The sequence below is a fragment of the Mesorhizobium sp. M4A.F.Ca.ET.022.05.2.1 genome (assembly GCF_003998845.1).
Classification (GTDB): domain Bacteria; phylum Pseudomonadota; class Alphaproteobacteria; order Rhizobiales; family Rhizobiaceae; genus Mesorhizobium.
This window is the reverse complement of sequence record NZ_RZOJ01000039.1, coordinates 1-21,890: the sequence shown is the minus strand read 5'-3', so window position 1 is coordinate 21,890 and position 21,890 is coordinate 1. Positions and strand designations below refer to the sequence as shown.

General features: G+C 64.9%; 22 protein-coding genes and 1 tRNA gene. 17 read left to right on the top strand and 6 right to left on the bottom strand.

Features of this window, described 5'->3' with window-relative positions; translation table 11 throughout:
* The first annotated feature begins 198 nt into the window (after window positions 1–198).
* From EN745_RS07230 to EN745_RS07205, 6 genes are all read left to right on the top strand, one after another.
* Complete coding sequence (locus EN745_RS07230; RefSeq protein ID WP_127420872.1) at window positions 199–1,602, top strand: lipopolysaccharide biosynthesis protein; 1,404 nt, start codon at window positions 199–201, stop codon at window positions 1,600–1,602.
* Window positions 1,602–2,882 (top strand): GNAT family N-acetyltransferase, encoded by a 1,281-nt coding sequence (locus EN745_RS07225; RefSeq protein ID WP_127420871.1) that lies wholly within the window; start codon window positions 1,602–1,604, stop codon window positions 2,880–2,882. Before EN745_RS07230 ends, EN745_RS07225 begins: the two co-directional genes overlap by 1 nt.
* Window positions 2,883–2,947: 65 nt before the next feature.
* A complete protein-coding gene (locus tag EN745_RS07220; RefSeq protein WP_210213735.1) occupies window positions 2,948–4,096 on the top strand; it encodes a YncE family protein in 1,149 nt (382 codons plus the stop codon).
* A 306-nt stretch (window positions 4,097–4,402) separates the two neighbouring features.
* On the top strand, window positions 4,403–5,827 hold the full coding sequence (locus tag EN745_RS07215) for a family 16 glycosylhydrolase (RefSeq protein WP_127420870.1): 1,425 nt from the start codon (window positions 4,403–4,405) through the stop codon (window positions 5,825–5,827).
* 12 nt (window positions 5,828–5,839) lie between these two features.
* On the top strand, window positions 5,840–7,621 hold the full coding sequence (locus EN745_RS07210) for a type I secretion system permease/ATPase (RefSeq protein ID WP_127420869.1): 1,782 nt from the start codon (window positions 5,840–5,842) through the stop codon (window positions 7,619–7,621).
* Window positions 7,622–7,625: 4 nt separating this feature from the next.
* The gene (locus EN745_RS07205) at window positions 7,626–8,945 is read left to right on the top strand and encodes an HlyD family type I secretion periplasmic adaptor subunit (protein ID WP_127420868.1); all 1,320 of its coding nucleotides are present in this window, start codon (window positions 7,626–7,628) and stop codon (window positions 8,943–8,945) included.
* A gap of 92 nt (window positions 8,946–9,037) precedes the next feature.
* On the opposite strand, the gene EN745_RS07200 is transcribed toward EN745_RS07205, so the two are convergent.
* Window positions 9,038–9,122: transfer RNA gene (locus EN745_RS07200), tRNA-Leu, on the bottom strand.
* 234 nt (window positions 9,123–9,356) lie between these two features.
* On the opposite strand from EN745_RS07200, the gene EN745_RS07195 reads away from it, so the two are divergent.
* Together EN745_RS07195 and EN745_RS07190 are read left to right on the top strand one after the other, a co-directional pair.
* On the top strand, window positions 9,357–9,947 hold the full coding sequence (locus tag EN745_RS07195) for a YqaA family protein (protein ID WP_126058124.1): 591 nt from the start codon (window positions 9,357–9,359) through the stop codon (window positions 9,945–9,947).
* 25 nt (window positions 9,948–9,972) lie between these two features.
* Window positions 9,973–10,491 (top strand): disulfide bond formation protein B, encoded by a 519-nt coding sequence (locus tag EN745_RS07190; RefSeq protein ID WP_127420867.1) that lies wholly within the window; start codon window positions 9,973–9,975, stop codon window positions 10,489–10,491.
* 158 nt (window positions 10,492–10,649) lie between these two features.
* Here EN745_RS07190 and EN745_RS07185 read toward each other — a convergent pair whose 3' ends face one another.
* On the bottom strand, window positions 10,650–11,207 hold the full coding sequence (locus EN745_RS07185; protein WP_023677956.1) for an HNH endonuclease: 558 nt from the start codon (window positions 11,205–11,207) through the stop codon (window positions 10,650–10,652).
* A gap of 228 nt (window positions 11,208–11,435) precedes the next feature.
* Complete coding sequence (locus EN745_RS07180) at window positions 11,436–12,077, bottom strand: DNA-3-methyladenine glycosylase (RefSeq protein ID WP_127420866.1); 642 nt, start codon at window positions 12,075–12,077, stop codon at window positions 11,436–11,438.
* Window positions 12,078–12,175: 98 nt separating this feature from the next.
* Between EN745_RS07180 and gluQRS the strand changes: the two genes are divergently transcribed.
* Window positions 12,176–13,051 carry a tRNA glutamyl-Q(34) synthetase GluQRS gene (gluQRS, locus tag EN745_RS07175; protein ID WP_127420865.1) on the top strand — a complete coding sequence of 292 codons (876 nt, stop codon included), beginning with the start codon at window positions 12,176–12,178 and terminating at the stop codon, window positions 13,049–13,051.
* 156 nt (window positions 13,052–13,207) lie between these two features.
* Here gluQRS and EN745_RS07170 read toward each other — a convergent pair whose 3' ends face one another.
* Window positions 13,208–13,522, bottom strand: a complete 315-nt coding sequence (locus EN745_RS07170; protein ID WP_245455368.1) for a hypothetical protein — start codon at window positions 13,520–13,522, stop codon at window positions 13,208–13,210.
* Window positions 13,523–13,677: 155 nt separating this feature from the next.
* Here EN745_RS07170 and EN745_RS07165 point away from each other — a divergent pair, with 155 nt between their 5' ends.
* On the top strand, window positions 13,678–14,589 hold the full coding sequence (locus EN745_RS07165) for a DMT family transporter (RefSeq protein ID WP_126058120.1): 912 nt from the start codon (window positions 13,678–13,680) through the stop codon (window positions 14,587–14,589).
* On the opposite strand, the gene EN745_RS07160 is transcribed toward EN745_RS07165, so the two are convergent.
* On the bottom strand, window positions 14,559–15,410 hold the full coding sequence (locus EN745_RS07160; RefSeq protein ID WP_126058119.1) for a YihY/virulence factor BrkB family protein: 852 nt from the start codon (window positions 15,408–15,410) through the stop codon (window positions 14,559–14,561). The two genes, EN745_RS07165 and EN745_RS07160, sit on opposite strands and share 31 nt — an antisense overlap.
* A gap of 83 nt (window positions 15,411–15,493) precedes the next feature.
* On the opposite strand from EN745_RS07160, the gene EN745_RS07155 reads away from it, so the two are divergent.
* The 7 genes from EN745_RS07155 to EN745_RS07125 all read left to right on the top strand — a co-directional run bounded on the left by EN745_RS07155 (window position 15,494) and on the right by EN745_RS07125 (window position 20,851).
* Window positions 15,494–16,327, top strand: a complete 834-nt coding sequence (locus tag EN745_RS07155; protein WP_127420864.1) for an SDR family oxidoreductase — start codon at window positions 15,494–15,496, stop codon at window positions 16,325–16,327.
* A gap of 23 nt (window positions 16,328–16,350) precedes the next feature.
* A complete protein-coding gene (locus tag EN745_RS07150) occupies window positions 16,351–16,542 on the top strand; it encodes a twin transmembrane helix small protein (RefSeq protein WP_126058117.1) in 192 nt (63 codons plus the stop codon).
* A gap of 15 nt (window positions 16,543–16,557) precedes the next feature.
* On the top strand, window positions 16,558–17,139 hold the full coding sequence (locus tag EN745_RS07145; protein ID WP_127420863.1) for a cob(I)yrinic acid a,c-diamide adenosyltransferase: 582 nt from the start codon (window positions 16,558–16,560) through the stop codon (window positions 17,137–17,139).
* Window positions 17,140–17,170: 31 nt separating this feature from the next.
* A complete protein-coding gene (locus tag EN745_RS07140) occupies window positions 17,171–17,980 on the top strand; it encodes a rhomboid family intramembrane serine protease (protein WP_127420862.1) in 810 nt (269 codons plus the stop codon).
* Window positions 17,981–18,152: 172 nt separating this feature from the next.
* Entirely contained in the window at window positions 18,153–18,902 is a 750-nt protein-coding gene (locus EN745_RS07135; RefSeq protein ID WP_126058114.1) for an electron transfer flavoprotein subunit beta/FixA family protein, read from the top strand.
* A gap of 23 nt (window positions 18,903–18,925) precedes the next feature.
* A complete protein-coding gene (locus EN745_RS07130) occupies window positions 18,926–19,855 on the top strand; it encodes an electron transfer flavoprotein subunit alpha/FixB family protein (RefSeq protein ID WP_126058113.1) in 930 nt (309 codons plus the stop codon).
* A 117-nt stretch (window positions 19,856–19,972) separates the two neighbouring features.
* Window positions 19,973–20,851, top strand: coding sequence for a 3-hydroxybutyryl-CoA dehydrogenase (locus EN745_RS07125; protein WP_126058112.1), 879 nt, complete (start codon window positions 19,973–19,975; stop codon window positions 20,849–20,851).
* Window positions 20,852–20,860: 9 nt separating this feature from the next.
* Here the strand turns inward: EN745_RS07125 and EN745_RS07120 are convergent.
* Window positions 20,861–21,890 (bottom strand): diguanylate cyclase (locus EN745_RS07120; RefSeq protein ID WP_127420861.1); only part of this gene is annotated, 1,030 nt, incomplete at its 5' end.

The following is a 21,890-nucleotide window of genomic DNA, read 5'->3' as shown; positions in this document are numbered from 1 at the left end:
CCTCAGCCCGCTCCTGCAAACCAATCCGCTTCGCGGCAGCGCGATGCTTAGAAGGGCTGCGCCGCCCCTCATTCGCCTGCCGGCGCCTTCGCCCCGTATAGTGATAGGGAGAAGGAAAGCTCCCCACCCAACCGTTTCTTAATGTGTTTTCGCTAGATCGAAACGCAGGAAAGAGGCGGAAAACGGAGAATAATCGGGGTGCGCTTTTCCGCGGCGACGACTGCCGGGCGGTTATTGCCGCAGCGCTGGGCGCTGCGCGTGAACCCGTTGCTTGGCCGCATCGATGCCGTGCTGTTCACCGCCGACGAGCGCGGCGAGGCCGGCCGCATGTCGCTGATCGCCTTCGCCATCCGCATCATCAGCGCCGTCATCGCCTTCGTCAGCCAGGTGCTGATGGCGCGCTGGATGGGCTCGTTCGAATACGGCATCTTCGTGCTGGTCTGGGTGACGATGGTGATCGTCGGCAACCTCGCCTGCCTCGGCTTCCACACCTCCGTCATCCGCTTCATCCCCGAATATCGCGAGCGCGGCCTGCTCGCCGAACTGCGCGGCATCGTCGTGGCGAGCCGGCTGTTCGTGCTGGTTGCCTCGACGGCCATTGCCGGCCTCGGCGCGCTGGGCGTCTGGCTGTTCTCGCCCTGGATCGAGAACTACTATGTCGTGCCCTTCATCCTCGGCGTCATCTGCCTGCCGATGATCGCGCTGGGCGATCTCCTGCAAGGGCTGGCGCGGGCGAATTCATGGGCGCTGTCCGCGCTGTCGCCGACCTATCTGGTGCGGCCGGTGCTGATCCTGGTGTTCATGGCGCTGATGCTGGCGGCGGGCTACGCGCCCGATGCCAGGACCGCGATCTTCGCCTCGATCGCCGCCAGCTATGCCACCACGATCGGCCAGTTCATGGGCGTCACCGCGCGCATCGACCGCAAGCTCGTGCCCGGTCCGATGAAGGTGCATTTCGCGCGATGGTTCATGGTCTCGCTGCCGATCTTCCTGGTCGAGAGCTTCTTCTTCCTGCTGACCAACGCCGACGTGCTGATGGTCGGCGCCTATCTCGATCCGGCTGACGTCGCCGTCTATTTCGCTACCGTGAAGACGCTGGCGCTGGTGCATTTCGTCTATTTCGCCGTCAAGGCCGGCGTCGCCCAGCGCTATGCCCAGTTCACCCATGGCGAGCCGGATCGGCTTGCCGCCTTCGCCCGTGAGACGGTGTCGTGGACCTTCTGGCCCTCGCTGCTGATGGCGCTGCTGGTGCTGGCGCTGGGACAGCCGATGCTGGTTCTGTTCGGCCCCGAATTCACCGCCGGCTACCCGCTGCTGTTCCTGCTCGTCTTTGGCGTCGTGGCGCGCGCCGCCGTCGGCCCGTGCGAGAGCCTGCTCACCATGAGCGGCAACCAGAACATCTGCGCCGCCGTCTACGCCATGACGCTCGCCTTCAACATCGGCCTCAACGTCGTGCTGATCCCCTTCTTCCACCTCTGGGGCGCGGCGATCGCCACCAGCCTCGCCATGGTCTTCGAGGCCAGCGCGCTCACCTTCACCGTCTGGCGCAAGCTCGGCATCGTCATGTTGATCTTCGCGACCGCCAGGAAGGGGAACGCCTGATGGCCGCCATCCCGTTGCTTGAGGAAACCAGCGGCGGCCCGGCCGGCGCCATGGTGCAAGGCCTTGCCGGCCTGACGCGCGACGCCGACCCCGCCCATATCGAGATCCTTGCCAACAACCGGCCGGAGCGCAAGCTTGCCATCTATCCGGCCTCCGCCGGCTTCGACCTGGTCGAGGAACTCGACTATCTCTGCACCCGCACCATCGAGCCCAACGTCTTCTTCAACCCGCGCTTCCTGGCACCGGCCATGCCGAGGCTCGAGGACCGCGAGGTCAAGCTGGCGGTGATCCGCGACGGCGACGAATACCGCAACCGGCTGCGCCTGCTGGTGCCGTTCTCGGTCGAGCGGCCGGCGATCCCGCTCGGCGTCCCTGTCATGCGCACCTGGTCGAGCCCGTTCGGCCCGCTCGGCACGCCGCTGGTCGACCGCGACGATCCGGTCGGCGTCATCGAGGATTTCGTCTCGATGCTGTCCAGGCCGCACCTCAAGATGCCGAAGGTTTTCGTGCTGCCCGACATCCGGCTGGACGGACCGGTGGCGAGCCTGTTGACCACCTTCGCCGACACGCGCGGCCTGACGATGGTCACCACCGGCAAGATGGATCGCCCGATGCTCGAAAGCGAGGCCGACGGCGAGGACTACCTCAAGGCGTCGCTGCGCTCGCACCACTACCGCGAATTCCGTCGCCTGAAGCGCCGCCTGGCCGATCTTGGCCAGCTCGAGCACATCGTGGCGCGCGGACCGGAAGATATCCGGCACGCCATCGAGGCCTTCCTGACGCTGGAGGCGGCCGGCTGGAAGGGCCGCGAGCGCACCGCCATGGCGATCGACCGCTACCGCGCCGCCTTCGCCCGCGAGGCCGTGCACCGGCTGGCTGAGCACGACCTCTGCCGCATCCACTCGCTGACGCTCGACGGCCGCACCATCGCTTGCCTGATCGTCTTCGTCGAGGCCGGCGTCGCGTACACCTGGAAGACCGCCTATGACGAGACGCTGTCGGCCTACTCGCCGGGCACGCTGCTGATGATCGAGGTGACCAGGCAGAACCTCGAAGATCCCAATATCGTGGTGACCGATTCCTGCGCCGTGCCCGACCATCCGGTGATGAGCCGGCTGTGGACGGAGCGCAAACCGATGGGCACGCTGGTGCTTGGGCTGTCGCCCGACGCCGACCGCCTCGCCCGCCAGGCGGCCTCGCAGCTGCATCTCTACCGCGAGACCCGCAACATGGCCCGCATCCTGCGCAACCGCATGCGCAGCCTGCTGAAACGACGCTAGAGGAACGGCGAGCGCATGGCTTTCGGCAGCCGAATCCGGTCGGCATTCATCGCAAGGCAATCCAGTTGATCAGGACCATCCTGCGTCATGCCGGCCTCGCGCCGGCTCTCCTGCTTGCCCTGCTGCCGGCCCGGACCCTGGCCGGCTCTTGTCCCGAGGATTGCGGCGCGCCGTCCGTCAACGTCTACAGCCATACGACCGCCGGCCATCTCAGCCCGGCCACGGCCGGCACACTGCCGCGTGTCTATGTGCCCAACCGGTCGTCGAACAGCGTCTCGGTGATCGACACCGCGACCCTGAAGGAGGTCGACAGGTTCAGCGTCGGCAGCAAGCCGCAGCACGTCGTCCCCTCCTGGGACCTCAAGACGCTGTGGGTCGCCAACAACGGAACGGGCAAGAACGGCAGCCTGACCGAGGTCGACCCGAAGACCGGCAAGCCCAGCCGGCAGGTCCCGGTCGACGACCCCTACAACATGTACTTCATGCCCGACGGCAGCTCGGCCATCATCGTCGACGAAGCCTTGCGCCAGCTCGACCTGCGCGACCCCGCGACCATGGCGCTGAAGTCAGTCATCCTGACGCCCGATTGCGCCGGCATCAACCACGCCGATTTCTCCGTCGACGGCTCCTACGCGATCTTCACCTGCGAATACGGCGATGGTGGGCTGCTCAAGGTCGACCTGAAGAACCAGAAGGTGCTTGGCCATCTCGACCTCTCGAAGATGGGCATGCCGCAGGACATACGGCTCTCGCCCGACGGCAAGGTCTTTTACGTCGCCGACATGATGAATGACGGCGTCTTCCTGATCGACGGCGACAGTTTTGCCGAAATCGGCTTCGTCCCCACCGGCATCGGCGCGCATGGCTTCGTCGTCAGCCGCGACGGCAGGCGGCTCTATGTCTCGAACCGCGGCTCGCACAAGATGGAGCAGGGTCGCGCCAAGGGGCCAGGCAGCGTCACGGTGATCGACTTCGCCACCCGCTCGGTCATCGCCCAGTGGCCCGTCCCGGGCGGCGGCAGCCCCGATATGGGCAACATCAGCGCCGATGGGAAGCAGCTCTGGCTGTCCGGCCGCTTCGACAGCGAAGTCTACATGTTCGACACCACGTCCGGCGCCGTCATCAGGATTCCCGTCGGCCTTGAGCCTCATGGGCTGACGGTGTGGCCGCTGCCCGGACGATACTCGCAGGGGCATACCGGGAACATGCGCTAGGCCTGCCTCGCCAGGACGAGGCGAGCGCCTCAAATCAAAATGCATCCTGCCACAGCGATTTGCCTAAACATTTGGCAGAATTCCAGCAATATTGAGTAAAATTGGTCCGGCTTCGCGCTTTAATTGTATTAGAGATTCCTCATTCTATTCACTCATAAGAATTAATCGAGGAAAATACCTTTTTCCCTGTACTATATGGTGATTCCTTGGAACGATGATTTGCACTACAACGTTGGTCCGCAAGCGGTCGCTTGAACTCCTATCGAGCGGCTCCAACAGGCCGGCATTCCGAGGAAGGATCGTCCGATGACCAGTGTCGTCAACGCAAAAGGCATTCCCCTTCCCTACACCGGCGCTTCCACCCACTGGTTCTCTGCAACCGGGGCCGGGCCGGAACTGCGCGGCACATCCGGCAACGATTCTTTCTGGGGCAACACCAGCGTCAACGTCACCATGTATGGCGGCGCGGGCGACGACTATTACCATCTCTATTCGACGATCAACCGGGCCGTCGAGCTGCCCGGCGAAGGCATCGACACGATCGACACCTGGATGAGCTACAAGCTCCCCAACAATTTCGAGAACCTCGTTGTCACCGGCGCCAATCGTTACGCGTTCGGCAATTCGGTCGACAACATAATCAAGGGCGGTACCGGCAGCCAGACGTTTGACGGCGGCCTGGGCAACGACGTACTGATCGGCGGTGGCGGCGCCGACACGTTCATCATCACCAAGGGCCACGGAAGCGACCTGATCACCGATTTCGGCGCCGACGACACCATCCGTCTCAACGGCTACGACTTCATGTCGTTCGACGACGTCAAGGCGCAGCTGATCCAGGCCGGAGCGAACCTTCTGCTGAATCTCGGATCGAACGAGGTGCTGGTGTTCAACAACACCACTGCCGACAAGCTGTCGGCCGGCCAGTTCGAGCTGCCGATCGACAAGTCCGGAATGACGCTGTCCTTCAATGACGATTTCAACACGCTCAGCCTTCACAATAGCCAGGGCGGCACCTGGGACACCAACTTCTGGTGGGGGGCGCCGAACGGCAGCACGCTCACCCAGAACAACGAGCTACAATGGTACATCGACGCCAATTACGCGCCGACGAGTTCGGTCCACCCATTCAGCGTCGACGACGGCGTGCTGACCATCACCGCGGCCCAGGCGTCGGCCGACATCAAGCCGCTTATCAACAACTATGAATACACCTCCGGCATCCTGACCACGCACGACACCTTCGCCCAGACCAATGGCTATTTCGAAATGAGGGCCGACCTGCCGGAAAACACCGGCGCCTGGCCGGCCTTCTGGCTGCTGCCGGAAGACGGCTCGTGGCCGCCGGAATTGGACGTCGTGGAAATGTATGGCCAAAGTCCGAACTCGCTTCTGATGACCGCGCACACGAATGAGACGGGAACCCACACCAAGGTCGGATCGACGGTGAATGTCTCCGACACCGACGGCTTTCACACCTACGGCCTGCTGTGGACGCCGGACAAGCTGGTCTGGACCTATGACGGCGTGCAGGTCGCGGAGGCGGCAACGCCGTCCGACATGAACAAGCCCATGTACATGCTGGTTGATCTCGCGATCGGCGGTCAGGCCGGCGCGCCGCCGGACCATCTCGCCACGCCGGCTCAGATGAAGATCGACTATATCCACGCCTACACGCTGGACGATTTGCAGCAGAGCCATTTGAACGTCACGGGCGAGCACGCGGTCTAGGCGTCCGTGCGCATGTCTCAGGACCATGCTCCTCGCGCGAATGCGGGCACGACCAGGCAGTCAAGCCTGCGACCGGTGTTCAGGCGCGCCATCGCCGATGTCGGCATCTTCTCGTTACTGATCAACATCCTGCTGCTAGTGATCCCGCTCTACCTGCTGCAGGTCTATGACCGCGTCCTGCCGTCCTCGAGCGTCGAGACGCTGCTCTACCTTTCGGCGATCGCGGTGATCGCGCTCGCCTTTCTCGGCTTCCTCGACGCGGTGCGGGCCATCTACGCGCAGCGCGTCGCGGCGACGGTCGATGGCAGGCTGGGGGCGACGACATTCGCCGCCGCGCTAGGCGCCAGATATGCTGGCGGCTTGTCGCCGCTGCGCGACCTTGCCTCGGTCTGCGCCTTCATCAGGTCGCGCGGCGTGGCAGTGCTGTTCGACCTGCCCTTCACTCCCGTCTTCCTCGCTCTGCTCTATCTCATCCATCCCGTCCTGTTCTGGCTGACACTCGCCGGCGCCGTGCTGTTGCTTCTCCTGGTGGTGGCCAACCAGCTTGCCATCGGCAGGGACGATGCCTTGTCGGCGGGGCGTTCGGCCGTCGCCGCCCAAGCGGAACAAGCCTTCGCCCGCAATGCCGACACGCTGCGCGCCATGGGCATGGTCGAGAACGCCGCACGGGTCTGGGGACGGCATGTGGCTGACGCGCTTGTCCTGCATGACCGCTCGGCGAGCGCCAACGCGATCTTCAGCGGCGCCTCACGGGCGCTGCGCATGATGCTGCAGCTCGCGATACTCGGCGCCGGCGCATGGCTGGTGCTCGAAGGGCAGATGACGGCCGGCATGATCTTCGCCTCCTCGCTGGTCTCGTCGCGTGCGCTGCAGCCGCTCGACCAGCTGATCGGATCCTGGCGGCAGATCGTCGACGCCAGGCGGGCGTGGAAGCGGCTGGAGATCGCGCTTGCGGCACATCCGGCGAAAGCGCGGAAGCTGTCCCTGCCGGATCCTTCCGGCGCGATTTCCGTGCAGGATCTTTTCTTCATCGCGCCGAACGCTCCGTTCGGCACGGAGCCCATCCTCAAGCGGCTGAATTTCGCGATCGCCGCGGGCGAAGCGGTGGCGATCGTCGGCCCGAGCGGCGCCGGCAAATCGACGCTCGCTCGATTGCTTGTCGGCGCGGCTCGACCGACCGGCGGCCTGGTGCGGATCGACGGGGCCGACGTCAAGACCTGGGACGAAAACCAGCTTGGCAGGCATATCGGCTATCTCGCGCAGGAGGTGGAGCTCTTTCCTGGACCGATCGCGGACAACGTCGCCCGCTTCGACCCTGAAGCGGACGACGCCGCGATCATCGAGGCGGCAAGGCGCGCCGAGGCGCATGATCTGATTCTGGCGCTGCGCGATGGCTACCAGACCATGGTCGGTCCGTCGGATAGGACGCTGTCGGGCGGCGAGCGACAGCGGATCGGGCTGGCGCGCGCCTTCTACGGCAATCCGCGGATCCTCGTGCTGGACGAGCCCAGCACCCATCTCGACGGCAGCGGCGAGATGGCGCTCGAAGCGGTGCTTTCGGCAGCGAAAGCCGCCGGCGTCACGACGATCGTGATCACGCATCGCCCATCGATCGCCGCGGCCTGCGACCGCGTGATGCTTTTGCGCGGCGGCGTGATCGAAGCCTTCGGTCCGAGCGGCGAGGTGTTGCGCCAGTCGTCGGTGGCCAAGGGTCTGCCTGCACAGCAGGGCACCGTGGTGACGGGCTCGTTCGCGCAGACGATGCGCGCACACGGCACCCGCTTCGGATCGTAAGTCGATGACAGCCGAGAGCCTTACCTTCGACGGCCATCCGCGCACCGACTTCCGCCGTGTGGCGCTGGCCGGGTATGGGGCAATCGCAATCTTCGCGGGCTGCTTCGGCTACTGGGCGATGAGCGCGCCGCTGTCCGGCGCGGTGATCACGCAAGGCACGATATCGGCCACTGGCGGCAACATCCTGATCCAGCAGCCCGAGGGCGGCATCATCCAGCAACTGCTCGTCCGTGAGGGCGACCGCGTGCGGCAGGGCCAGGACCTCATCCTCCTCGACCGGACGGCGGCGCAAGCTGACCTCAACCGGCTGACCAGGCAGTCGATCGCGCTCAAGGCAAGCGCGGCGCGCCTCGAAGCCGAGCGCGACGGACTGGACAGGCTTGCGCCGATCACCGAGGCAGCGCCGGCGCCGTTCCAGCAGGATTTCGAAAATCTTGTCCGGGAACAGCAGAAGGAATTCGACGCCAGGCTCGCGCGCTTCCACTCCGAACAATCGATCATGGCGCAGCGGGTCGCTATGCACCGCGAGTCGGTCGTGGGCCTGAACGCCCAGAAACTCGCCATCGAGCAACAGGCCGATGTCGTGAAGAAGGAGCTCGGCATCAAGACCAGCCTGCTGGACAAGGGCCTCACCAACCGCACCGAATACTCGCAGCTTCTGCGCTCTGAGGCCGATCTCGTCGGCCAGGCCGGCGCGTTGGAGGCAAACCTCGCCGCGGCCAACTCCCAGATCGTCGAGGCGCAGGTGCAGGTCGAGCGGCTGACCACGCAGCGCGTGGAAGAAGCGCTGACCAGGCTCGACGAGGTCCGCACCAACCTCGCCGACATCGAGGAGCGCATCAGAGCGGCCGAAGCGGTGCTTCGGCGCACCACGATCAAGGCGCCGGCCGCCGGCATCGTGGTGTCGTCGACCTATAATTCCACGGGCAGCGTGATCGCGCCGGGCGAAAAGATCATGGAGATCCTGCCGACGGCATCGGGCCTGAACGTCGATGCCAAGCTCAGGCCGAAGGACATCGACCAGGTGAGCGTCGGCCAGCCGGCGAAGCTCAGGCTGTCGGCGCTCAACATGCGCCTGACGCCGGAGGTGTCGGCGACGGTGAGCGAGATCTCCGCCGACCGCCTGATCGACCAGACCACGCGCGAACCCTATTTCCGCGCCAGGCTTAAGATTGCCGACGCCCTGCCGCCCGGCGTGAAAGCCGACCAGCTTTACCCGGGAACGCCGGTCGAGGCGTTCATCAACACCGGCAATCGCACCTTCTTCGAGTATCTCGCACGGCCGATGCTCGATTCCTTCGCGCGTGCTTTCACCGAGCGATAGGCCTTGCTGACCGCACGATTCATCATCGTGCCTCCATCACCGGATCGGTACGGCGGACGTTTCCAGAAGGCCCGCTGCCTGATTATTGAAAGTGGTGCCCCTAGCCGGGATCGAACCAGCACTCCTTGCGGAACTCGATTTTGAGTCGAGCGCGTCTACCAATTCCGCCATAGGGGCTCAGGCCGGGCGGCCTGGATGGGCGCGGACTATACGGTTGCGGGCCTGTTCGTCAACTGGCGAGTTTCCCGATCCGCATTACGCCCGCGACCAATCTTCACCTTTCGGTTTCGTGAAGGTGCTGCCATTGTGCGGCGCGGAAAATCTTTCTAGACAAGCGGCGCGTCGCTGCATGTCGCGCAAAACGACATGCGTGGACAGTGCAGTGAAGGCGGCGCAATCACAGGAGAGCCGATGCTTCGCGGACTTTACGACTGGACGCTCTCGCTGGCAGCGCGCAAATCCGCCGAATGGTGGCTGGCCTTCATCGCCTTCGTCGAGAGTTCCGTGTTCCTGGTGCCGGCGGACGTGCTCTATCTGCCGATGGCGCTGTCGAAGCCGGAGCGCGCCTACCGCTACGCGCTGATCGCCACCGCCGCTTCGGTGCTCGGCGGCGTCTTCGGCTGGTTCATCGGCCACTACGCCTATGAGGCGGTGGCCAAGCCGATCCTCGAATTCTATGGCAAATACGACGAGTTCGAAGCGCTGCGCACGTCGTCCGGCATCGGCTTCATCATCCTGATGCTGATCACCTCGGGCGCCGCTCATTTGCCGCCGATCAAGGTGGTGACGATCCTGTCGGGCGTCATCGGCGTCAATCTGCTGCTCTTCATCGGCCTTGCCATCGTGGCGCGCGGCGCTCGTTTCCTGCTGCTGGCCTGGCTGCTGCGCCGCTATGGTGAATCGATCAAGGAGTTCATCGAGAAGCGCCTCGGCATGATCGTCGGCGCCGGCGCCGCTGCCCTTATTTTGCTCTATATCCTCGTCAGATACGCCCACGCATAGCGACCACGCAAACGAACCACCTTCGATGACAGCGACCATGAATGCCGACACCGGACGCCAGCGGACGCGCGCCGCCCTGTTCCTCGCCGTCGCCATGGCCGCCACCGTCGGCTCGGCGCTCGCCTTCCAGTACATTGGCGGCTACATCCCCTGTCACCTCTGCCTGGAGCAGCGCACGCCCTATTACGTCGGCGCGCCACTGATGCTGTTGGCGGCGATCGCCTCGCTGCTCAAGGCGCCGGCCTGGCTAACGCGAGGCCTGCTCGCCGTCGGCGGCCTCTTGATGCTCTACGGCCTCTATCTCGGCGTCTACCACTCCGGCGTCGAATGGGCTTGGTGGCCGGGCCCGGCCGACTGCACCGCCGGCGCCGGCCCGGTCGACACCGGCGGCAAGGGCGTGCTCGACGCGCTCGACAAGTTCGTGCCGCCCTCCTGCGACAAGGCGGCGCTGCGCATCCTCGGCCTGTCGCTGGCCGGCTGGAACGCCATCGCCAGCTTCATCCTCGCCGCCGTCGCCTTCCGCAGCGCCCTTTCGCGCGACTGACCGCGTGATCTGGCGACGCAGAGTTCGTCCAGAAATTCGCCAGCCCGGATTGGCTGGCGCGGCTTTCGAGAACCGGGACTGAGCGTACCTAAGTACGTGAGCACCGGAAGCGCAGAAAGCTGCGGAAGACGGCCGGGCTCGCGGATTTCTGCCGAACTCTACGGTTCCAGTTCGACGTCCCAGTACAGATAATCCATCCAGCTTTCATGCAGATGGTTGGGCGGGAACAGGCGGCCGTTGTTGTGCAGGTCGTGCACCGTCGGCTGATAGGGCTTTTGCAGCGGCCACATCTTGGCGTGCGCCGGCATCATGCCGCCCTTCCTGAGGTTGCAGGGTGAGCAGGCGGCGACCACGTTCTCCCAGGTCGTCGCGCCGCCGCGATGGCGCGGGATGACATGGTCGAAGGTCAGGTCGTCAGGCGTGCCGCAATACTGGCATTGGAAGCGGTCGCGCAGGAAGACGTTGAAGCGGGTGAAGGCCGGATGCCTTGACGGCTTCACATAGGCCTTCAGGCTGACGACGCTGGGCAGCTTCATCGAGAAGGTCGGCGACGATACGGCATGCTCGTACTCGGCGACGATGTTGACCCTCTCGAGGAACACCGCCTTGATGGCATCCTGCCATGACCAGAGCGACAGCGGGTAATAGCTGAGCGGACGGTAGTCCGCGTTCAGCACCAGTGCTGGAAGCCCATCCGGAGATACGGCAACCGTCACGTCGTTGACCTCCTTGGCTCCGCGCATGACCCCGAAAATCGAACGATTTTCGGAAAGGATCATGCGCAACTTCAAAAGTCTTACGGCGTCTTTTGAGCATCCAACCGGATGCACGGCGCCGTAACCGATCGGCGCGGATACTGTAAGCCCGACATGACAGGGATGTGAAGCGGATTGTCGCGCGCCCGAAATGTCAAAAACGCATGATTTTAGGGCTTTTTTACGGATTTACGCCGGTGGCGCGGCGTCCCTTCCCCGCGTTTCACGATAATAGGCCCAGAAAAGCCGCGACGCGACACCTCGCCACGGGCTCCATGATTCGGCGAGGCGGATAAGCGTTTTCTCAGGCGGACGCGGGTCGATGCCCAGCGCATGGCCGACCGCGCTCTGCAGCGCGACGTCCCGCGCCGGGAAGACGTCGGGATGGCCGGCGGCGAACAGCAGGTAGCATTGCGCCGTCCACGGACCGATGCCCGGCACCGCTGTCATCGCCGCGATCGCCTCATCGGCATCGAGCCGGCAGAGATGGTGCAGGTCGAGCCCCTCGACCACGGCGCCGGCGACGGCGAGCAGGCCGCGCTGCTTCGGCCGCGACAGCCCGGCCTCGCGAAAAATGTCCTCGCCGGCGGCCAGCACCGCTTCCGGCGTCAGCGGGTCGAGCAGCCTGGTCAGCCGGCCGAAGATCGCATCGGCGCTTGCGCGCGACACCTGCTGCGAGACGATGATCGAGGCCAGGCTCCTGAAGCCCGGCTCGGAGAGCCTGAGCGGCACATCGCCCGCCATGCCGCGCACCGTCTCCAGCCGCGGGTCGATGCGGCAGAGCGCGTCGAGGCCCCGCGCGATGTCGTCGACACTGGCGATGCGCTGCATGTTTGCTTGTTCCCAGGACGCGTACGAAATGGCAATTGATGGCCAATGCAAAGTAGCAACCGGCGAAAGCGCCGCACAACCCGATTGCCGCCAAAGAGATGACGCTGCTGACATTCCGCTTCGCGCCGAGCCCGAATGGCGACCTGCATTTCGGCCATGCCTATTCGGCGCTGCTCAACCAGAAACTGGCATCGGCGGCGGGCGGCCGCCTGCTGCTGCGTATCGAGGACATCGACACCACGCGCTGCACGCCGGAATTCGAAGCCGGCATCTATCGCGACCTGGAATGGCTGGAGCTGGCCTGGGAACAACCGGTGCGCCGCCAGTCCGAGCATTTCGCCGAATACCAGGCAGTGCTCGACCGGCTGATTGGGGAAGAGCTCATCTATCCCGCCTTTATGAGCCGTGGCGAGATCCGGGCCCATATCGCCGGCAGCGAGAAACGCGGTCGCGACTGGCCGCGCGATCCCGACGGCGTGCCGCTCTATCCCGCCATGGACAAGGCCTTGCCGATCAGGGAACGGAAGCGACGGATCGCCGAGAACCTGCCCTTCGCCTGGCGGCTGGATATCGAAAAGGCGATGGCGCGCGTTTCCGCCGACCTGTCATGGACCGAATTCCGTGACGACACACTCGGCGGCACGCGGCGCATCGAGGCGCGGCCGCAGGACTGGGGCGACGTGATCGTGGCAAGGCGCGACATCCCGACGAGCTATCACCTCGCCGTGGTCGTCGACGACGCGCTGCAAGGCATCAGCCATGTCGTGCGCGGCAAGGACCTGTTCCTGGCGACCGGCGTTCAGCGCCTTCTGCAGGACCTGCTCGGCCTGCCGCAGCCGGCCTATTTCCACCACCCGTTGATCCTCGGCCCGGACGGCCGCAAGCTGTCGAAGAGCCTCGGCGATACCGGCCTCGCCGCGCTCAGGCAGGCCGGCGCCTCGCCGGACGATGTCCGGCGGCTGGTCGGCCTTTAGGATTCCTCGAACTGGGTATGCTGAGATTCAGGTCAGGCCGAGTCGAGAATGGCGGGTTCCGAGAATCGGAGCGGAGCGTACTTCAAGTACGTGAGCACCGGAAGCGCAGGAAACCGCCATTCGCAGGCCGGCCTCACCTGAATATCGGCGTACCCATCACCAGCGCGCCAGGCCTGCCTTGATCAGCGCCATGCCGCTGATGAAGGTAAAGGCGCCGCCCAGGCCGCAGGCAACCGCCAGCTTGAGGTCCCTGAGGCTGATGCCGTGCTCGTTGGCGACCATGATCGCGACGAAGAAGCCAAGCGTGAACAGGAGCGTGTTGCCGGTCGAGCCGAAACCGTCCTCCTGCATGATGGCGTCGAGCGCGGTGCCGAAGAAGAAGCCGAAGACCGCGACGGTCGCAACCGTCATCAGCAGCCAGCTTGTGTCGAGATGCAAAAGCATGCCTGCCCATGGCGCGCTGAACGCCATGCCCCTGATCCAACGGCAGCTATCGGCTGTCGTGGCGCCCTGTGTTGAATTCGAGTGAGCTTATGGATCAATCGTTTCGTTTTGATTGCCGGATTGAACGGCATTAGAGCAATCGCGCTAGTTACCTCTTCACCCAAGCGACAGGCCCCCCGGACATGCACAGCATCAAGCGGTTCATCCCCGCCTCTTTCGTCGTCCTGTGGGCGACCGGCTTCATTGGCGCGCGCTATGCCATGCCCTGGGCAGAGCCTTTCACCTTCCTGGCCGCGCGCTTCGTCCTGGCCGCCATCCTGCTCGCCGTTCTCACGACCGTGCTCGGCTCCAGGAAAGCCTCCCGCGCGGAGGCCTGCCACGCCGCGGTTGCCGGCCTGCTGATGCATGGCGTCTATCTCGGCGCCGTGTTCTGGGCGATCCACAGGGGGATGCCCGCCGGCTTCTCGGCGCTGATCGTCGGCCTGCAGCCACTGATCACGGCGGTGCTTGCCGGCAAGTTCCTCGGCGAGGCGATCCTGCCACGCCATTGGATCGGCCTCGCCGTCGGGTTGGTCGGCGTCGTCATCGTGCTGTGGCCGAAGCTTGGAGCCGTTGGCGGCGGCGTCACCGCTGCGACGCTGACCGCTTCGTTGGTCTCGGTGCTGGCCATGAGCGCCGGCACCGTCTGGCAGAAACGCTTCGCCTCCGGCGGCGACCTGGTGACCGCGACGATGTGGCAATATGTCGGCGGCGCCGCGCTGATGGTGCTCGCCTCGCTCGCCTTCGAGACGCGCACCGTCACCATCAATGGCGAGTTGATCTTCGCCTTGGCCTGGCTGGTGCTGGTACTGTCGATCGGCGCCATCTTCCTGCTGATGGTGATGATCCGCGACGGCGAGATGTCGAAGGTCGCCTCGCTGTTCTACCTCGTTCCGGCGGTCACCGCGGTCATCGCGTGGGCGCTGTTCGGCGAGCATCTCAACCTCCTGCAGATCGTCGGCATGGCGATCGCCACGCTCGGCGTCGGGCTGGCGACCGCGCGGCCGGCCAGCCCCGGACGGTCTCAACCGATGCGGGCGCGCGCCTCGAGATAGCGGCTGATTGCGGCATTGAGCTCGCCGCCAAGGATAAAGATCGCCGACACGATGTAGAGGAAGACGACCGCGATCATAATCGAGGCGAGGCCGGCATAGGTCGTCACATAGGACGAGAAATGGTCGAGATAGGTGGCAAAGATGGTCGAGCCGGCCAGCCAGGCCGCCAGCGTGAAGATGATGCCCGGCACGATCGACAGCAAGCGGCGCTTGCCTGCCGGCAGCCAGAAGTGCACCGCGAACAGGCCGATGACGATGACCGTCGAGGCGATGATGTAGCGCCATAGGGTGATCGTGCCCATATAGGGCCTGATCCATTCGAGATGGGCCTCCGCCAGCCGCGCCAAGAGCGGCGCGAACACCAGGAGCACGCTGATCGCCAGGAAACAGGCTGTGGCGATCAGCACGAAGATGATGCTCTGGACGCGGCGATAGATGATGCCGCGCGTTTCCGACACCCGATAGGCGCGGTTGAGCGAGGTGCGTAGCGCCTCGATGCCGTTCGAGGCGAAGTAGGCGGCGAGCAGCACGCCGTAGGTCAACAGGTCGGTGCGCCTGACGGTGAGCACGTTCAGCACCTCGCGCGCGATCGGCTTGGCGATCTGCTCCGGCCAGGTGTCGAAGACCAGATGGACGGCGGTGTCGGCGAAGGCCTGCGCGCCGAGGAAGCTCGCCAGCGTCGTCGCGAAGATCAGGAACGGGAACAGCGCCATCAGCGAGGTGATCGCCAGATGGCTGGCCATCGCCCAGCCGTCATCGGTGTTGAAGTGACCGATCGCGTCATAGAGCACGCGGCGCAGGGCGACGATCTTCCGCAACACGTACCGTGTTCCCTTCGATTGTCTCGACGCCGCGAATATGGGAAGGGAATGCGGCAAATGGCAACCCTAGGTCAAACTCCGCCGTGAACGCGCCGCGCACCATCATCGTTACCGGTGCCTCTTCCGGGATTGGCGCCCATTGCGCCCGGGCGCTGAAGGCGGAAGGCTGGCGGGTGTTCGCGACGGCGCGCAAGCCGGCCGACATCGCGGCGCTCGAGGCCGACGGCATCGAGACCTTCTATCTCGACTATCGCGAGCCCGCCTCGATCGAGGCGCTGGTCGCCTCGGTGCTGGAGCGCACAGGCGGACGGCTCGACGCGCTGTTCAACAACGGCGCCCATGCGCAGCCCGGGGCCGTCGAGGACCTGCCGGTTTCGGCGCTCAAAGAGCAGTTCGAGGTCAATCTCTTCGGCTGGCACGATCTCACCCGCCGCATCGTGCCGGTGATGCGCCGCCAGGGCCATGGCCGGCTCGTCCACTGTTCCTCCATCCTCGGGCTGACGCCGGTCCGCTTTCGCGGCGCCTACTCGGCCTCCAAGCACGCGCTGGAAGGGCTGATGCTGTGCCAGCATCAGGAGCTTCAGGGCAGCGGCATCCATGTCTCGCTGATCGAGCCGGGGCCGGTGACGTCGAAGATCGCCTCGAACGGGCTGTTCTGGTTCCTGAAGAACATCGATCATGAGCATTCCGTCCACCGCGCTGACTACGAGGCGCAACTGGCGCGGCTGCGAGCCGGCGGCAGCGCCTCGCGGCTGAAGCCCGGACCGGAGGTGGTCCACACCGCGTTGCGCCATGCGCTTCTGTCGCGGCGCCCACGCCCACACTATGTGGTAACAGTGCCGGCCAGGATCGGCGTAATCCTCAAACGCATCCTGCCGGCATCGTTGCTCTACCGCCTGCTCGCCAAACGCGCCTGAACGGAACTGATTGGAAAAAGACTATGGCAACCGTCTTCAATATCCTCGCCGTCCTCGTCATGCTCGCCGTGGTGTTCGTCCTGATCCGTGGTCTGATCAACATGCTGCGCGGCGGCTCCAGCATGACCTCCAACAAGCTGATGCAGGCGCGCGTGCTGTTGCAGTTCATCGCCTTGGTGCTGATCATGCTGGCGGTGTATTTCACCCGCAAGTGACCGGAGAGGCGGCGCGTGGTCAAGCTCAACAAGATTTATACCCGCACCGGCGACGACGGCACCACCGGCCTCGGCACCGGCGAGCGGCGGCTGAAATCCGACCTGCGCATAGACGCCTACGGCACGGTCGACGAGGCCAATGCCTGCATCGGCATGGCCCGCATCCACACCGTTGACGGCCATCCCTCGATCGACGCCATGCTGTCCCGCATCCAGAACGACCTTTTCGATCTCGGCGCCGATCTCGCCGTGCCGGATGACGGCAAGCCGCTCAGCTATGAGCCGTTGCGTATCGTCGCCTCGCAGACCGATCGCGTCGAGAAGGACATCGACCTCCTCAACAAGGAACTGCAGCCGCTCAAATCCTTCGTGCTGAACGGCGGCACGCCGGCGGCGGCCGCACTTCACCTTGCCCGCACGGTGGCGCGGCGGGCCGAGCGGATCATGGTGGCGCTGGCGCAGGACCCCGCCGAGCCGGTCAACCGCGAGGCGATCAAGTACATCAACCGCGTCTCCGACTTTCTGTTCGTCGCCGCCCGTGCGGTCAATGACAATGGAAAGGCCGACGTGTTATGGGTTCCCGGCAAGAACCGCTGACTCCACGTGGAAGCGGAAGGGCCACGGTCTCATGTTCATCCCGCTATACGACACCAACAGACTGCGTCACATCCACCTGCAATATGTGACGATCGGCCTGATCGTCGCCAACGTCCTCGTCTATTTCGCCACCACGCTCGGCGGCGAGGATTTCACCAACGCGGCGGTGCTCGGCCTCGGCTTCATCCCCTCCGTCGTCCACGACAAGGTCGAGCTTTCGCCCGAATTCGTCGTCATCCCGGAGAGCCTGAGCTACCTGACCTATTCCTTCCTGCACGCCGACATTTTCCACCTCGGCGGCAACATGCTGTTCCTGTGGGTGTTCGGCGACAATGTCGAGGATGCCCTCGGTCATATCCGCTATTTGATCTTCTACCTCGCCTGCGCCATTGCCGGCGCCTTCTTCCAGGGGTTGGTGGCCTGGGATTCGCAGGTGCCGCTGATCGGCGCCTCGGGCGCCATTGCCGGCGTCGTCGCCGCCTATCTGATCCTCTACCCAAGGGTGAAGGTCTGGGTGCTCGCCTTCGCCCGCATTCCCTTGCGCATCCCCGCCTTCATCCCGCTGATCCTGTGGATCGTCTTCCAGATCGTCATGTTCGCCGCCGGCGGCGAGGACCAGGTCTCCTGGGCCTGCCACATCGGCGGCATCATCGCCGGCTCCGTCCTGGTGCTCGTCCTGCGCAACCGCGGGGTGCCGCTGCTCGCCGGCGCGGACGGGGAACCCGAACCTGCGCCAGACGTCGAGCAGGCGCGCGTCCCGGCCGAACCAGCCGCCAGCGCTCCAGCTCCGGCGCAGCCTGCGCCACAGTGGGGTCGCGGAGCCGCTTCAAGCCAGGACTGAACCGATTTGAGTGCGTCGCGGATATTGACGCGCCCGATTCCCGCCACTACGGAAACGCCACCGCAACGGCGGATGAAGTCCAGAATTCCGTCTGGAATGTCGGCTTTCGACAACTCTGACCCGGCGCGCGCTGCTATAGCGCGCCCAAAATCTTGAAAGAGGTGACAGGAAAATGAAGATCCTTGTGCCCGTGAAGCGGGTTGTGGATGCCAATGTTAAGGTGCGGGTCAAGTCGGACGGTTCGGCGGTCGAGCTCGCCAACGTCAAGATGGCAATGAACCCGTTCGACGAGATCGCGGTGGAGGAAGCGATCCGGCTGAAGGAAGCCGGCAAGGCGGAAGAGATCATCGTCGTCTCGATCGGCCCGCAGCAGGCGCAGGAAACGCTGCGCACCGCGCTCGCCATGGGTGCCGACCGCGCCATCCTGGTCAAGACCGACGAGCAGACCGAGCCGCTCGGCGTCGCCAAGGTGCTGAAGGGCGTGGTCGAGGCCGAGCAGCCCGGCCTTGTCATCCTCGGCAAGCAGGCGATCGACGATGACAGCAACCAGACCGGCCAGATGCTGGCGGCACTGCTGGGCTGGGCTCAGGGCACCTTCGCCTCCAAGGTGGAGCTCGCCGGCGATCATGCCAAGGTGACGCGCGAGGTCGATGGCGGCCTGCAGACGGTGGAGCTGAAGATGCCGGCGATCGTCACCGCCGACCTTCGCCTCAACCAGCCGCGCTACGCCTCGCTGCCCAACATCATGAAGGCCAAGAAGAAGCCGCTCGACGAGAAGAGCCCGGCCGACTACGGCGCCGACGTCAAGCCGCGCCTCAAGGTGATCAAGACCGAGGAGCCGGGCGGCCGCAAGGCGGGCGTCAAGGTCAAGAGCGTCGCCGAGCTGGTCGAGAAGCTCAAGAATGAAGCCGGCGTGCTGTAAGCGATCGGGAAAGGAACACGAAAATGGCTATTCTCCTCATCGCCGAACACGACAACGCAACCCTTTCCGACCAGACCGCCAAGGCGCTGTCGGCGGCGCTTCAGATCGGTTCGGACGTGCATGTGCTGGTGGCCGGCAAGGGCGCCAAGGGCGCGGCGGACGCCGCTTCGAAGCTGAAGGGCGTGAACAAGGTGCTGCTCGCCGAGGCCGACGAGCTTGCTGAGCGCCTCGCCGAGCCGACCGCGGCACTGGTTGTGTCGCTGGCTGGCGCCTACGATACCATTATCGCTCCGGCCACCTCGACGGGCAAGAACGTCGCGCCGCGCGTGGCTGCCCTGCTCGACGTCGCGCAGGTGTCCGAGATCATCGAGGTGGTCTCGCCCGACACCTTCAAGCGTCCGATCTATGCCGGCAACGCCATCCAGACCGTGCAGGCCACCGACGCCAAGAAGGTGATCACGGTGCGCACCGCTTCCTTCCAAGGAGCACCCGAGGGCGGCTCGGCCGCCGTCGAGACGGTTAGCGCCGCGGCTAATCCCGGTCTCTCCTCCTTCGTCGAGAACAAGCTCTCCGAGACCGACCGTCCGGAGCTGACCTCGGCCAAGATCATCATTTCCGGCGGCCGCGCGCTCGGCTCCTCGGAGAAGTTCCAGGAGGTCATCCTGCCCGTCGCCGACAAGCTCGGCGCCGCCGTCGGCGCTTCACGCGCCGCGGTCGATGCCGGCTATGCGCCGAACGACTGGCAGGTCGGCCAGACCGGCAAGGTGGTCGCCCCTGATCTCTACATCGCCGTCGGTATTTCCGGTGCCATCCAGCACCTCGCCGGCATGAAGGATTCCAAAGTCATCGTCGCCATCAACAAGGACGAGGAGGCGCCGATCTTCCAGGTCGCCGACTACGGCCTCGTCGGCGATCTCTTCGTCATCCTGCCGGAACTGCAAAAGGCGCTTTGACGCTCTCTGCCGAAGCGTATTAAATTGTGAAGGGCGGGGTAGACGAAGTCGCCCCGCCCTTTTAGTTTGCACCGCACAAAAAGCGGCCACCAAGGCCTTTTCGACGGGATCGGTGTAATGAGCAAGATCGAGACGATCGGCATCGTGGGCGCGGGCCAGATGGGCGGCGGCATCGCCCATGTCTCTGCGCTTTCCGGCTACAAGGTGCTCATATACGACATTTCGCCCGAGCGCATCGAGAAGGGCATCGCCACGATCAGCGGCAACATGGCGCGCCAGGTGGGCTCCGGCAAACTGGAGGAGAAGGCCCGCAACGAGGCGATGGGACGCATTTCGGCTGCGTCCGCGATGGCCGATCTCGCCGGCGCCGATCTGGTGATCGAGGCGGCCACCGAGGACGAGACGGTCAAGCGCAAGATTTATGCCCAGCTCTGCCCGCAGCTAAACCCCGAGGCGATCCTGGCAACCAACACCTCGTCGATCTCGATCACACGGCTTGCGGCGCAGACCGATCGGCCAGAGCGGTTCATCGGCATACATTTCATGAACCCGGTTCCGGTGATGAAGCTGGTCGAGCTGGTGCGCGGCATCGCCACCGAGGACCAAACCTTCGAGGCCGCCAAGACCTATGTGAGGCACCTCGACAAGACGATCACCGTCTCCGAGGATTTCCCCGCCTTCATCGTCAATCGCATCCTGTTGCCGATGATCAACGAGGCAATCTACACGCTCTATGAGGGCGTCGGCACGGTCGATGCGATCGACACCGCCATGAAGCTCGGCGCCAACCACCCGATGGGACCGCTGCAGCTGGCGGACTTCATCGGCCTGGATACGTGCCTGTCGATCATGCAGGTGCTGCATGAGGGCCTGTCGGATTCGAAATACCGCCCTTGCCCACTGCTGGTGAAATATGTCGAGGCCGGCTGGCTCGGCCGCAAGACCGGCCGCGGCTTCTACGACTACCGCGGCGAGCATCCGGTTCCGACGCGCTGATCCCGGCTTTCAGGACGCCGCCGCCAGCGGCTTGGCCGCTTGCGCCTGTTCGCCTTCGGCGTCCTCGTCCGGCGCCGTGGAAACACAGCCTCGTCCGGCCGCCTTGGCCGCATAGCAGGCCGCGTCGGCCCGTGCGATGATCTCGTCAACCTCGCCGCAGCCGGCGCGGATCGGGGCCAGCCCGATGCTGGCGCCGATCGAATGCGCCCGGCCGTCCCAGGTGAAATTCAGGCCGCGGATCGCGTCGATGATGGAACACGCCGCGATTCTGGCGCCAGCCGCGGAGCCCGATTTCAGGATGACCGCGAATTCGTCGCCGCCGAGGCGGGCGACAAGGTCTCCCGGGCCGAGCACGCCACGGATGGCATTGGCGACTTGCTTCAGCAGGGCATCGCCGGCGGCGTGGCCGCCCGTGTCGTTGACCTGCTTGAAATGGTCGAGGTCGATGAACATGAACTGATGCTCGCCGTCTCCGGCGGACGCCGTCGCCCCGGTCTTGCCGCTTTGATCGGCAAGGTCCTCCATGGCGTGGATGAAACTCGACCGGTTGGCAAGGCCGGTGAGTGCGTCATGCGCGGCAGCATGGGCGAGTTGGCGCTGCAGGGCGCGCGCATCGGTGAAATCCTGGAACACGATGACCAGCCCGCAGAACTCGGCTCGCTCGTTGATGATCGGCGACACGACCTGCCGGATGCTGCAGCGAGTGTCGTCGCGCCGGATCAGCACCGCGCGGCTGTTGTGGTCCGCCGGGCCAGGGCTGCCGGCCGGGGGTCGCGCCACGCCGATCCGCTGTCCCGTTTCCTCGTCGACGGCCCAGTAGACATGACCGAGCGTCTTGCCGAGACCGTCGCCCGCCGCGACGCCGGTCAGCTTTTCGGCGATGGGATTCATGAAGGTGACGCGGTTGGCGGCATCCGTGCAGATGACGGCGTCGCCGATCGACTGCAGCGTCACCCTCAGCCGTTCCTTTTCGTCGGCCAGCATCGCCGCCGAGACGATGAGCCGCGCTTCGGCCTCCTTGCGCTGGGTGATATCGGTA